Origin of the sequence: Ralstonia condita (assembly GCF_958405655.1) — a bacterium.
GTDB lineage: Bacteria > Pseudomonadota > Gammaproteobacteria > Burkholderiales > Burkholderiaceae > Ralstonia > Ralstonia condita.
In genome coordinates, this window is record NZ_CATYWO010000006.1 from 189,472 (window position 1) to 202,414 (window position 12,943).

11 protein-coding genes and 1 tRNA gene are annotated in these 12,943 nt (G+C 62.7%); 7 read left to right on the top strand and 5 right to left on the bottom strand.

Features of this window, described 5'->3' with window-relative positions:
- The first annotated feature begins 53 nt into the window (after nt 1-53).
- Nucleotides 54-425, top strand: a complete 372-nt coding sequence (gene rbfA, locus R2N03_RS17940) for a 30S ribosome-binding factor RbfA (protein WP_316659177.1) — start codon at nt 54-56, stop codon at nt 423-425.
- A 2-nt stretch (nt 426-427) separates the two neighbouring features.
- A complete protein-coding gene (gene truB, locus R2N03_RS17945) occupies nt 428-1,372 on the top strand; it encodes a tRNA pseudouridine(55) synthase TruB (protein ID WP_316659179.1) in 945 nt (314 codons plus the stop codon).
- A gap of 69 nt (nt 1,373-1,441) precedes the next feature.
- Here truB and R2N03_RS17950 read toward each other — a convergent pair whose 3' ends face one another.
- Genes R2N03_RS17950 through R2N03_RS17965 form a run of 4 tightly spaced genes read right to left on the bottom strand, consistent with a single transcriptional unit; the run spans nt 1,442 to nt 6,454 of the window.
- Nucleotides 1,442-2,998 (bottom strand): DHA2 family efflux MFS transporter permease subunit, encoded by a 1,557-nt coding sequence (locus tag R2N03_RS17950; RefSeq protein WP_316659180.1) that lies wholly within the window; start codon nt 2,996-2,998, stop codon nt 1,442-1,444.
- Between the two features lie 3 nt (nt 2,999-3,001).
- Nucleotides 3,002-4,282 (bottom strand): HlyD family secretion protein, encoded by a 1,281-nt coding sequence (locus tag R2N03_RS17955; RefSeq protein ID WP_316659183.1) that lies wholly within the window; start codon nt 4,280-4,282, stop codon nt 3,002-3,004.
- Between the two features lie 46 nt (nt 4,283-4,328).
- On the bottom strand, nt 4,329-5,876 hold the full coding sequence (locus R2N03_RS17960; protein WP_316659185.1) for an AdeC/AdeK/OprM family multidrug efflux complex outer membrane factor: 1,548 nt from the start codon (nt 5,874-5,876) through the stop codon (nt 4,329-4,331).
- Between the two features lie 59 nt (nt 5,877-5,935).
- Nucleotides 5,936-6,454: a MarR family winged helix-turn-helix transcriptional regulator gene (locus R2N03_RS17965; protein ID WP_316659186.1), complete on the bottom strand. Its 519-nt coding sequence runs from the start codon at nt 6,452-6,454 to the stop codon at nt 5,936-5,938.
- 238 nt (nt 6,455-6,692) lie between these two features.
- Here R2N03_RS17965 and typA point away from each other — a divergent pair, with 238 nt between their 5' ends.
- Nucleotides 6,693-8,513: a translational GTPase TypA gene (gene typA, locus R2N03_RS17970; RefSeq protein ID WP_316659187.1), complete on the top strand. Its 1,821-nt coding sequence runs from the start codon at nt 6,693-6,695 to the stop codon at nt 8,511-8,513.
- A 141-nt stretch (nt 8,514-8,654) separates the two neighbouring features.
- Here the strand turns inward: typA and R2N03_RS17975 are convergent, their stop codons facing one another.
- Nucleotides 8,655-9,560 (bottom strand): sterol desaturase family protein, encoded by a 906-nt coding sequence (locus R2N03_RS17975; protein WP_316659188.1) that lies wholly within the window; start codon nt 9,558-9,560, stop codon nt 8,655-8,657.
- Between the two features lie 149 nt (nt 9,561-9,709).
- Here R2N03_RS17975 and R2N03_RS17980 point away from each other — a divergent pair, with 149 nt between their 5' ends.
- From R2N03_RS17980 to R2N03_RS17995, 4 genes are all read left to right on the top strand, one after another.
- Nucleotides 9,710-10,819, top strand: a complete 1,110-nt coding sequence (locus tag R2N03_RS17980; RefSeq protein WP_316659190.1) for an enoyl-CoA hydratase/isomerase family protein — start codon at nt 9,710-9,712, stop codon at nt 10,817-10,819.
- 42 nt (nt 10,820-10,861) lie between these two features.
- Nucleotides 10,862-11,896 (top strand): tRNA dihydrouridine(20/20a) synthase DusA, encoded by a 1,035-nt coding sequence (dusA, locus tag R2N03_RS17985; RefSeq protein ID WP_316659191.1) that lies wholly within the window; start codon nt 10,862-10,864, stop codon nt 11,894-11,896.
- Between the two features lie 89 nt (nt 11,897-11,985).
- Nucleotides 11,986-12,061: transfer RNA gene (locus tag R2N03_RS17990), tRNA-His, on the top strand.
- A gap of 168 nt (nt 12,062-12,229) precedes the next feature.
- On the top strand, nt 12,230-12,532 hold the full coding sequence (locus R2N03_RS17995; protein ID WP_316659192.1) for an MDR/zinc-dependent alcohol dehydrogenase-like family protein: 303 nt from the start codon (nt 12,230-12,232) through the stop codon (nt 12,530-12,532).
- Nucleotides 12,533-12,943 lie beyond the last annotated feature (411 nt).

A 12,943-nucleotide genomic window follows, 5' to 3' on the forward strand; every position in this document is an offset into this window, starting at 1 on the left:
TGTTTTTTTGGGCGGCCAGCATCGACTGGTGGTGCCCGTATGAGGAATACACTATGCCGAAGAAATCGGGCTCGGCCTCCGGCCGTAACGTTCGCATTGCTGACCAGATTCAACGGGATCTGGCCGAACTGATCCAGCGCGAAATCAAGAACCCGGCGATGGGTCTGGTGACGCTGCAATCGGTGTCGCTTACCCCCGACTATGCGCACGCCAAGGTCTACTTCACGGTGCTGGGCGCCGAGCCGGAAGCGGCTGCCGCCATCCTGAACGAGAAGGCCGGTTATCTGCACTCGCTGCTCTTCAAGCGATTGCACATCCATACCGTGCCGACGCTGCACTTCCATTTTGACGGTTCGGTCGAGCGCGGCATCGAAATGTCGCGCCTGATCGACGAAGCCAACGCCACGCGTGCAAAAGACGACTGACGATGGCAGCGCAACAATCGCCCAAGCCCCAGAAGCCGCCACGCCGGGACGTGCATGGCGTGTTGCTCCTGGATAAGCCGATCGGCTGGTCCAGCAACGACGCGCTGATGCGTGCCAAGCGCCTGCTTTGGGCCAAGAAGGCTGGACATACCGGCACGCTGGATCCTCTGGCGACAGGTTTGCTGCCGCTGTGTTTCGGCGAGGCGACGAAGTTCTCGCAAGACCTGCTCGATGCGGATAAGACGTACGAAACCGTCGTGCGGCTTGGTATCAAGACGAGTACCGCAGACGCGGAAGGCGAGGTGCTGAGCGAGCGCCCGGTATCGGTCACGCCCGAGCAGCTGCAGGCGGCCATCGCGCGCTTTGTCGGCGAGATCGACCAAGTACCCCCGATGCACTCTGCATTGAAGAAGGACAGCAAGCCGTTATACGAATACGCCCGCGCGGGGCAGACGGTGGAGCGTTCCCCTCGCCGCGTGACGGTCCACGCCATCGATGTGCTGGCGGCGGATCTGGAATCGGACGCGCCAACGGTGACTCTGCGTGTTTCATGCAGCAAGGGCACCTACATTCGTACGCTGGGCGAGGACATTGGCGAGGCATTGGGCTGTGGGGCTCACTTGGCCGCTTTGCGCCGAACGCGAGTAGGCAGCCTGACGCTCGAAGGAGCGGTCACGCTTGAAGCCCTGGAGGCTGCGCCGGAGGATCAACGTGTGGCCATGCTTGCGCCGGTCGATGCGCTGCTGCAGACATTGCCGCGCGTGGAGCTTGACGCGGAAGACAGTCGTCGCTTTCTACACGGTCAGCGCTTGCCTTTGAGATTGTCGCTGCCGAACGCCGAGCAGGTGCGAGTCTACGGCGTGCGCAATGATGGCATGGCGGCGCTGCTGGGCGTGGCTGCTTGGCAAGGCGGCGTGTTGCGGCCCGAGCGTCTGGTGCACTTGTAATGCAATTTACGGCCAACAAAAAGCCACGCTGCTAGGCGTGGCTTTTTGTTGTCGGGAGGGCGGGCTTCGTCAGTGCGCGCCGGCTGCCGCCTCTGCGCCGCCTGCCGATTTTGCCGGTTTGGTGAGCCAGATGAAGCCGATCAGCACCAGGAACAAGACCGCTGATACCCAGAAGATATCGTTCGCGCCAAGCATCGCCGCCTGCTGGGAGATCACGCGCTCGATCACGCCGTTGGCTTGCAGGCTCGGCATGCCCATCTGCGTGTATTGATTGATGGACGCGGTATAGGCGGGGTTATACGGGTTCGTGTGCTCGACCAGCTGAGCATGGTGTAGCGCGGAGCGGTTGTCCCATACGGTGGTCGAGATCGATGCGCCGATGCCGCCGAACATGATCCGCACGAAGTTCGACAGCCCCGACGCCGCGGGAATCCGTTCGGGCGGCAGGCCAGACAGGATGATCGACGTGAGCGGAATGAAGAACATCGCCATGGCCGCACCCTGGATGAGCGTCGGAATCATCAGCGTCCAGGTGTCCACCTGTGTGGTGAAGTGCGAGCGCATCCAGAACACCAGCGCAAACGTCATGAATGCGGAAGTCGCCACCCAGCGTGCGTCCATCTTCGGCAGATTCTTGCCGATGACTGGCGACAGGATGATCGCGAAGATGCCCACGGGCGCCATGATCAGGCCCGCATCGGTGGCGGTGTAGCCGACGATGGTTTGCAGCCACAGCGGCAGGATCACGAGGTTGCCGAAGAACAATCCATACGCTACTGAGATGGCGACCACCCCGGCGCTGAAGTTGCGGCCTTTGAACAAGGTCAGGTCCACCACCGGGTGGTCCTCGGTCAGCTCCCACACCAGGAAGAACGCGAAGCCTACGATCGCGATGACGGTGAGCGTGATGACTTCGGCGGAGTTGAACCAATCGAGCTCCTTGCCGCGATCCAGCATCAATTGAAGCGAACCCACCCAGATGACAAGCAGCGCCAGCCCGATCTTGTCGATCGGAAGGGAGCGTGTCTGCGATTCGCGGTCCTTATAGATGACCCACGTAGCGTACGCAGCCAGAATGCCGACCGGAATATTGATGTAGAAGATCCACGGCCACGTCATGTTGTCGGAGATCCACCCGCCGAAAATGGGCCCCATGATGGGCGCCACCAGGGTGGTCATGCCCCACAGTGCCAGCGCCATCGAACTCTTCGCGGGTGGATACGTCGACAGCAGCAGCGCCTGCGACAGTGGAATCATCGGGCCGGCCACAGCGCCCTGGATGATACGTGCGGTGATCAGCATGCCCATGTTGGGTGCCAGCCCGCATGCCCACGATGACAGCACGAACAGGATGATCGACGTGATGAACAGGCGCACCTGTCCGAAGCGCTGCGTCAGCCATCCCGTGAGCGGCACCGAGATGGCGTTGGCCACGGCAAACGAGGTGATGACCCATGTGCCCTGGTTCGGCGCAACGCCCAGGTCGCCTGAGATGGCCGGGATCGACACGTTGGCGATGGACGAGTCCAGCACGTTCATGAAGGTGGCCAGCGACAGTGCCACGGTACCGATCGCCAGTTTGGCGCCGGTCAGTGGCTGTGGTGGCTTTGGCGCGGCAGTTGCCATGCGTCAGACCTTGGGAGCAGGTTGCGAAGCGCGCGGCGCGGAAGTGGCCGGCACATTGGATGCGGCTGGCGCGGTGGAGACACCGCGGCCGGCGTTATTGGCGATGATGCTGGCGATGATCTGATCGGCATCCTTGCCCGCCTGGTCATACACCGAGGTTTGCAGCGGTGATGCCGTCGGCGCGGTGGCCAGGCTCTGTCCGCCTTCGTCGTGAATGTCGACCTTGGCTTCCATCGACAGACCCACACGCAGCGGATGATCCTTCAGCTCCGTCGGGTCAAGCGACACACGCACCGGCAGGCGCTGCACCACCTTGATCCAGTTGCCTGTGGCATTCTGCGCCGGCAGCAGCGAGAAAGCCGAGCCCGTACCGGCAGAGAAACCCACGACCTTGCCGTGGTACGTCACGCTGCTGCCATACACGTCGGCCACCAGTTCCACTGGCTGGCCCACGCGCATGTGGCGCACCTGCACTTCCTTGAAATTGGCGTCGACCCAAAGCTGGTCGAGCGGGACGATGGCCATCAGTGGCGTGCCCGGGGCAACGCGCTGGCCAACCTGCACCGAGCGCTTGGCCACATAGCCCGTCACGGAGGCAGGCAGGCTCGTACGCGCGTAGGCCAGGTAGGCTTCACGCACCTTGGCGGCGGCCTGCAGTACGTTGGGGTGACGCTCCAGCGTGGTCTGCTCCGTCAATACGCGATTGCCCTGCAATTGTTCCTTGGCCGTCTCCAGTGCCGCCTGTGCTGCCCGTACCGCGGTTTCAGCGTGTGAGATTTCTTCCTGCGACACGGCGCCTGTCCCCGCGATCTGCTTGCGACGTGCGAGGTCATCCTTTGCCTTGGCAAGGTCCGACTCGCGCATCGCGAGCGTAGCGGTGTAGGCGCTGGTATTCGAGTACAGCGTGCGCACCTGGCGCACCGTCTGCGCAAGTGCGGCTTCGGCCTGTTCCAGCGCGACGCGCGCATCTGCGCGGTCCAGTTCGATCAGCGGCTGGCCGGAGGTGACGAGCTGCGTGTCGTCGGCGCGGATGGCGACCACGGTACCCGCCACCTGCGGCGTCACCTGAACCACGTTGCCCTGCACGTAGGCATCGTCGGTCGACTCAAACCAGCGGCCATACAGGCCCCAGTAGAGGCCATAACCGACACCTGCGATCACCAGGGCGGCCGTCAGTGTGGTCAGCATGCGCTTGCGTGTTCCGTTGCCACTGCCGTTCGGGGCGGCCGCAGGCGCTGCTGCGGGGGCTGCGGACGGGGCGGCTTGGGGCTTGTTGTCACTCATGATGTTGGCTCGAAAGAATGCGTGGGAACGTTCGGTTCAATTCAGGTCAGCTTTGCGACGTTGCGGGTTGGGCCGCTCCGCCGGTGGTCGCGTGGTGGGGCACGGATCCGGGCAGGTCTTCTGCCGTATAGCCGCCGCCAAGCGCCTTGATCAGTGCCATCTGTGCGTCGAGACGGCGCGCCTGCAGATCGGTTGCAAGCTTGCGCTGCTGCAGGACAGTGGTTTCGGCGTTGAGTACGGTCAGTTGCGTGCCGAGACCTGCGCCATAGCGTGTGCGTGCCAGGCTGTACGCACGCTCGGCTTCGGTCAGCGCCGTGCGCTGGATGGCGATCTGCGCATCGATGCTGTGCAGTGCGGTGATCTGGTCAGCGGTATCGTGCAGCGCCTCGGTCAGCGTCTGGTTGTAGCTGGCAACGGCGGCGTCATAGCTGGCGTACTTACCCCGCAGATTGGCGCGCAGCTTGCCGCCCTCGAAGATCGGCAGCTTCAGCGCGGGGCCAATGCCGAGTTGACGCGATGCACCGAGCAGCAGGTTTTCCGGCGCAATCGATACGAGGCCCAGGAATGCGGTCAGGCTGATATCCGGCAGAAACTCGGCTTTGGCCACGTCGATATCCTTCGAGGCGGCCTCGACGCGCCAGCGCGCGGCCACGAGGTCCGGCCGGCGGCCGATCAGGTCGATGGTCAGGTCGTTCGGCAGCTTGGGCGTTGCTTGTGCCAGCAGCGTCGGGCGCGTGATAACCAGACCGCGATCGGGGCCTTTGCCCAACAGCGCAGCCAGCTGGTGACGCGCCAGCGCAATCTGCTCGTCGACCTGCTCCAGCTCGGTTTGCGCGGCAGCTACGTTGGCGCGTGCCTGCGTGGTTTCGACCTGCGTGTCCAGCCCGGCGCGCAGGCGCTGGCTTGCCAGCGAGGTCAGGTCCTTGCGCTGCGTAATCGCGCGTTCTGCAACGTCGCGCTGCGCATACAGTGCGGCCAGCTTGGCGTAGGTGCGAGCGACCGTCGTGGAGAGCATCAGGCGCGCGGCCTGGCTTTCGGCTTCCATGGCCTTGTCGTCCGACAGTGCGGCTTCCAGCGCGGAGCGGTTCTTGCCCCAGAAATCCAGGTCGTAGCTCACGCCGAGCTGGATTTTCGACTCCGTGAACCAGCGTCCGGCCAACGGCGTGCCTTCAAACAGGTCGTATTCCGACAGGCGTTGGCGCGTGGTTTCCGCATCGAAGCCGACGCTCGGGTACAGATTGCCGCGTACGATATCGGCCATCGCGCGAGAGGCCCGCACGCGGGCAAAGGCGACCTGCAGGTTCGGATTGTCCTTGATCGCCTCATCCACCAGCGCACGCAGTTGGGGATCATTGAACTGATCGACCCAGCTCTGCGATGGCCATTGGCCGCCCTGCGACGGCAGCGTCTTGGCGCTAGCGAGCTGTCCAGGCGACGTAAGCGTTTGCGTGCTGTGTGAGTTGCCGAGGTCGGCGCAGCCGGCCAGGGCGGCCAACGCAATCGTGGAGAGCGCCACACCCAGGCGCGCCGGCCATTGCGTCGGTGCGCGGCCTGCGAGCGGAAGAGCCTGGGGGGCAAAGTCTGAGGCGTTCATGTTGTTCTGGGGTGTCAGGCAATCAGGTAAACGTTGGGAGCGGTTGTAGCCGTGCGGTGTCAATGCCCGGCGGCGCGAGGGCGGTTGCTCTCGCTCGCCGCGCAATTGTCCAGCACGCGCTTGAGCAGTCCACGCAGGGTCTGGACTTCGGCAGGCGAGAAGCCGGCAAAGAAGCGGTTCAACACGTGGGTATAGATGGCCGGCATGCGGTCGGCCATTGCCCGACCGGCTTCAGTCAGATCGAGATGCACGACGCGGCGGTCGGATTCGCTGCGTACGCGCTCGATCAGCCCGCGCTTTTCCATGCGGCTGAGCATGCGAGTGAGCGAGCCGATATCGGTATTCAGTTCGCGGCCGAGGTCGGTGGCGGTTTGGCAGCGGCCGTTGGCGAGCAACACCAGGCAGCTCGCCTGGGAGTGCGTCACGTCCATCTGCGCCACCTCTTGCTCGATCGCCATGGACAGTGCCGTCTTGGTACGCCCTACGAGGTAGCCCACGCTCTCGCACATGCGGTAGTCCTCCACCCGGAACAGCGTTCCAGAAGCGATTTCGGCGGCAGGTCTTGTTTGTTCGGACATCTTATGTATGCACAATCATTGTCGGGACAAATATACGAATCTGCGCAGCAAACGGCAAGGTACTGAATGAGTGATTCCAGTTTTAGAAATAATTGGTGATTCATGTGCCACTTTTATGTTGGTACTTTACAGATTCATCACGAGTGTCATCCCTTGCGCATTGCAGCATGCTAGAATGTCAGGTTATTCCGCGAGCTGTTTCCGAGGCTTGCGTCACGTCTTTTCGAGTTCACTTCCCATGCGCGCGCTTCGCAACATTGCCATCATTGCCCACGTTGACCACGGCAAAACCACGTTGGTCGACCAGCTCCTCCGCCAATCCGGCACGTTCCGAGAGAACGAGCAGGTTGCTGAACGCGTGATGGATTCGAATGACATCGAAAAAGAACGCGGCATCACGATCCTGGCCAAGAACTGCGCGGTCGAATACAACGGCACGCACATCAACATCGTCGACACGCCGGGGCACGCCGACTTCGGTGGCGAGGTGGAGCGTGTGCTGTCGATGGTCGACGGCGTGCTGCTGCTGGTCGATGCCGTGGAAGGCCCGATGCCGCAAACGCGTTTCGTGACGCGCAAGGCGCTGGCCCTGGGCCTGAAGCCGATCGTCGTGATCAACAAGGTGGACCGTCCGGGCGCGCGTCCGGAGTGGGTGATCAACCAGACCTTCGACCTGTTCGACAAGCTGGGCGCCAACGACGACCAGCTCGACTTCCCAGTCGTGTACGCCTCGGGCCTGAACGGTTACGCCGGCCTGACTGACGACGTGCGCGAAGGCGACATGAAGCCGCTGTTCGAGACCATTCTCGACAAGGTGCCGCAGCGTAACGACGACCCGAACGGCCCGTTCCAGCTGCAGATCATCTCGCTGGACTATTCCAGCTACGTCGGCAAGATCGGCGTGGGCCGCATCACGCGTGGCCGCGTGCGTCCGCTGCAGGACGTGGTGGTCAAGTTCGGCCCGGAAGGCAACCCGATCAAGGGTCGTATCAACCAGGTGCTGAAGTTCCGTGGCCTGGAGCGCGAACTGGTGCAGGAAGCCGAAGCCGGCGACATCGTGCTGATCAACGGTATTGAAGAACTGGGTATCGGCTGCACCGTGTGTGCGCCGGACGCTCAGGAAGCGCTGCCGATGCTGAAGGTGGACGAGCCGACGCTGACGATGAACTTCTGCGTCAACACCTCGCCCCTGGCTGGCCGCGAAGGCAAGTTCGTGACGAGCCGCCAACTGCGCGATCGTCTGGACCGCGAGCTGAAGTCCAACGTGGCCCTGCGCGTGAAGGACACCGGCGACGACACGATCTTCGAAGTGTCGGGCCGTGGCGAATTGCATCTGACGATTCTGGTGGAAAACATGCGCCGTGAAGGCTACGAGCTGGCCGTGTCGCGCCCGCGCGTGGTGTTCAAGGAAATCGACGGTGTGAAGTGCGAGCCGTTCGAGCGCCTGACCGTGGACGTGGAAGACGGCCACCAGGGCGGCGTGATGGAAGAGCTGGGCCGCCGCAAGGGCGAACTGCTCGACATGGCGTCGGACGGCAAGGGCCGTACGCGTCTGGAATACCGCATTCCGGCCCGCGGCCTGATCGGCTTCCAGGGTGAATTCCTGACGCTGACGCGCGGCACCGGCCTGATCAGCCACATCTTCGACGATTACTCGCCGGTCAAGGAAGGCGACCTGGGCGAGCGCCACAACGGCGTGCTGATCTCGCAGGACGACGGCGCTGCCGTGGCCTACGCGCTGTGGAAGCTGCAGGATCGCGGCCGCATGTTCGTGTCGCCTGGCGATGCGCTTTACGAAGGCATGATCATCGGCATCCACAGCCGCGACAACGACTTGGTCGTCAACCCGATCAAGGGCAAGCAGCTGACCAACGTGCGTGCGTCGGGGACAGACGAAGCCGTACGCCTGGTGCCGCCCATCCAGATGTCGCTGGAATACGCGGTGGAATTCATCGCCGACGACGAGCTGGTGGAAGTCACGCCGAAGAGCATCCGCCTGCGCAAGCGTCATCTGAAGGAACACGAACGTAAGCGTGCTGCGCGCGAAGAAGCCGCTTGATCCACGACGGATCGGTCAGAGAAAACGCCCCGACATGTCGGGGCGTTTTTTTGGTTGTGCCTGCGTGTATCCATGTCCCTGAACGCTGGCAGGATCGTCGAGAGCGTACAGGCTGCCTGAATTGCGGCGTCCGGGCCCGGGTCACACAAGCGGCATGGGCTCAGAGGCGACGGCAGCGCGCGGGCTGCGCCACTCGGGCGGTTTCCACAGATAACGGATGTCCCGATCGTGGAACACATCGGCCCACATGTCGCGCCATTCGTGGAAGGTGAGGGTGATCGGGTTGTGCGTGTGGACCTGTCGTGTGATGCCAAAGACAGGCGCTTCTTCCTCGGGGACGAAGCTGCCGAACATGCGATCCCAGATGGTGAGCACGCCGGCGTAGTTGCGGTCGATGTACTGGGGGTTCTTGGCGTGGTGCACGCGATGCACCGACGGCGTATTCACATACTGCCCCAGCCAGCGCCAGAAGCCCGCATAGCGCGAATCCAGCGCACCCAAGCGCGTATGCACGAAGAACTGGAATGCCAGATTCAGGCCGACGGCCAGGATGACCCAGTCCGGCGTAAAGCCGACCCACGCCAGCGGAATCCAGAAGAGCCACATCCCTGAAACCGGGTACGTCAGGCTCTGGCGAAAGGCGGTCGAAAAGTTCATACCCTCCGATGAGTGATGCGTCACATGTGAGGCCCACATCCAGCGCACGCGATGGCTGGCGCGGTGGAAGAAATAGTAGAGGCAGTCCTGCAGTAGCAGGAGCAGCAAGAATGACCACCATGTTTCCGGTACGGCGCGCAAGCCGTGGGCGTAGGTCCATGCATAGACCGTCTTGACCATCAGCCACAAGAAAAAGGCATCCGATGCCTGGTGCATGAGCGCCAGGCCCGCGTTTGAAACGGTGTCCTTGAGGCTGTAGACGGACGGATCGCGTTTGCGCCAATACCATGCCTCCGCCCCGATGGTGAGCAGGAAGACCGGCGCAAACGCCAGCAGGATCAAGCCGGGGTCGAAGCTGGGCGCGCTTGGTGTGACAGTGGCAGGGGTCATCTGATTGTTGTGATGTATGTGTTGTCTCCAATCGGCAGATATACGCCCAACATGCACGCTGGGAAAGAGGGGACGTTAGAACCCTTCCTCGCTAAACGTCGCCCTCGTGTACAGTCCAGCCGTTATCCGCACAACAACATTTGAGAGACATGGAATCCACCGTTTCACCTGCGCCGCAAGCTGAGGTCCACCCTCACGTGATCGCCGAAGTTCGGGGCGGCATCGGCTGGCTCACGCTGAACCGGCCGCAGGCGCTCAACGCGCTGTCGCTGGAGATGATCAGGGCGATGTCGCATGCGCTGCTCGCATGGCAGCACGACCCGGAGGTTCACGCCGTCATCCTGCGCGGTGAGGGCGGCAAGGCCCTGTGTGCCGGCGGCGACATCCGCTTCTTCCACCGCGCTGCCACGGCCGGCGACCCGCAGCTCATCACCTTCTTTACGGAGGAGTACCGCCTCAACCACCTCATCTTCAGCTATGCGAAGCCCTATATCGCCTTGATGGACGGCGTGGTGATGGGCGGCGGGATGGGCATCTCGCAGGGCGCATCGCTGCGCGTGGTGACTGAGCGCACCAAGATGGCCATGCCCGAGACCAATATCGGCCTGTTCCCGGACGTGGGCGGCGGCTGGTTCCTGGCACGCGTGCCGGGCAGCGTGGGTGAGTATCTCGGCGTGACCGGGCAGGTCATCGAGGCAGCCGATGCGCTGTCGATCGGCCTGGCGGATTGCCACATGGGCGCCGATGCGCTGGCAGCTGTCGTACGGCGCCTGCGCAATGGCCACTGGCAAAGCGCGGGTGAGATCGCGGCCTGCTTTGTCGATGCCGCGTCGGCGCCGGACGCATCCAAGGCCGTCATCGCAGCGCGTCGCGGCGCCATTGATGCATGCTTCAGCCAAGATACGGTGCAAGGCATTCTGGCCGATCTGGCTGGCAACGGCGGCAACGACTGGGCGGCACAGACCGCCGCATACATGGCGAAACGCTCGCCGCTGATGATGGCCGTGACGCTCGAGCAAATCCGCCGCGGGCGTCACACCACGCTGGCCGATGAGCTTCGGCGTGAGCTCGACATGATGACCCACGTGTTTGCGGACGGCGATGGTATCGAAGGCATCCGCGCGCTGGCGGTCGACAAGGACCATACACCCAAGTGGAAGCATGCCAGCATTGATGCAGTGCGCGAGGAGGAGGTGGCCGCGTTCTTCGTCTCGCCGTGGCGCCGCGAGCAGCATCCGCTGCTGGGGCTGTCGGACTAGAAGCGGTAAACTGCTCGCCTGCATTGAATCGTTGACTTCGCTGTGACCGCTGAACGCCCCACGCCCAACCCCCGCCGCTTGTCGGTCGCGCCCATGATGGACTGGACTGACCGACATTGTCGGTTCTTCCATCGCCAGATTTCCCGCCACACGTGGCTCTACACGGAAATGGTGACCACCGGCGCGCTGCTGCACGGAGACGTCCCGCGTCACCTCGATTTCGACGAAGCCGAGCACCCCGTGGCGCTCCAGCTCGGCGGGAGCGAGCCCAACGACCTGGCGCAGGCCGCGCGCCTCGGCCAGCAGTGGGGCTACAAGGAAATCAACCTGAACTGCGGCTGTCCTTCCGAGCGCGTGCAGCGTGGCGCGTTCGGCGCGTGCCTGATGGCCGAGCCCAAGCTCGTCGCAGAGGGGGTGAAGGCCATGCGCGATGCAGTATCGATTCCGGTCACGGTCAAGCACCGCATTGGCATCGATGCCATCGAAACCTATGATTTCGTACGCGATTTCGTCGGAATCATCGCTGAGGCGGGTTGCGAGACTTTTATTGTCCACGCGCGCAACGCCATCCTGAAGGGCTTAAGCCCGAAGGAGAATCGCGAGATTCCGCCGCTGCGCTACGAGGTCGTGTACCAACTCAAGCGAGACTTTCCGCATCTGGAAATATTGCTCAACGGCGGCGTGCAGACGCTGGAGCAGATCGACACGCATTTGGCACACGTCGACGGCGTCATGATCGGCCGCGAGGCTTATCACCATCCCTACCTGATGGCTACGTTCGATGGACGCTACTACAGAGCAGGCACTGGGGCGCGCACGCGCGTCGAAGTGGAGGACGCGATGATCTCCTACGTCGGCCGCTGGGTGGAGCGTGGTGGTTACGCCGGCGCGGCGGTGCGCCACATGCTGGGGCTGTATCGTGGCGTTGCCGGCGCGCGCGGGTGGCGGCGTGTACTGTCCGACGCCAAAGCGCTGGGTCGCGTCAAGACGCTGGACGATACGCACGCGCTGTTTGCCGAGGCGCGCAGCCACTTGCGGCGTGGCGAAGAGCAGGGTGAAGAGATGGTCGCTGCATAAATTGCGCCACCCCCTAGTCACCCAGAAAGAATGTTTGTATAATTTTGGTTTTCGCCGAGCAGCGTCGAGTTTTTGCTGTTCGCACGACGGTGGCTGTAGCTCAGTTGGTAGAGTCCCAGATTGTGATTCTGGTCGTCGTGGGTTCGAGTCCCATCAGCCACCCCAAATTCCCCAATAGAATCAACGGCCTAGTCACTCCGCGCCGTTCTGCATTCTGAAATTCCCAACGTTTTTTTCCAGCGGCCTCACTCGGTCGCGCTGGCTCGTCGCACCTTTCGGCGGTCGTAATGCTTGGGCGTGAAGTTCCCGGTCGGCCATGGTACCGACCCCTACATGAACCGGCAGAAGCACGACGGCACGATGGTTGTCGTAGGCGCTGTCGAGACGTTGACCTACACAAGCGGTGTCCACTTTATCTTCAAGCGTCGCTCGATGACGGGTCCGCTTATCGGCGGCTTGCCCGAAACTCAGGAAATGCTCGATTTCTGTAGCGAACACAACATCGTGTGCGATATCGAGACGATCGCGATGAACGACGTCAACCAAGCCTACGACCGCACGGTAGCGGGTGACGTGACATTCCGCTTCGTGATCGACATGGCAACGCCCGGTGAGGCGACGGCAGCCATCAAGTGACCATCGCCGTTCAGGGCGCCCAACGCTCGGGGCAGAAGAAGATAGCGTTCCGCGTAAACGTGCAGATGCCTCGACATTCGCGTCGATAGCCTGTCGGGGCTGAAATGGAGCGGGGAATTTGAGGTGCAGAATGTCGCCGTTGTCATCGACCCTGGGTCCATCGGGCAAGCACTTGCCCGCCGGGTCGGCACGGGCAAGCCTCTCTTGCTTGCCGATCCACGCGGCGCAGGGTACCGTCAGGCAGGGCAGCAAATTGCTTTGGCAGGTATGCCCCCTTGGGGCGCGCCTCAATGCCCGCTTCAAATTGAAGGAAATCATCGGTAAGCACCCGGTGAACCCGTCTTGAAGGGGACCCGCGTAGCAAGGAGCATCGTGTCCATCTAGTTCTAGGTGGACACGTGGACACTATCG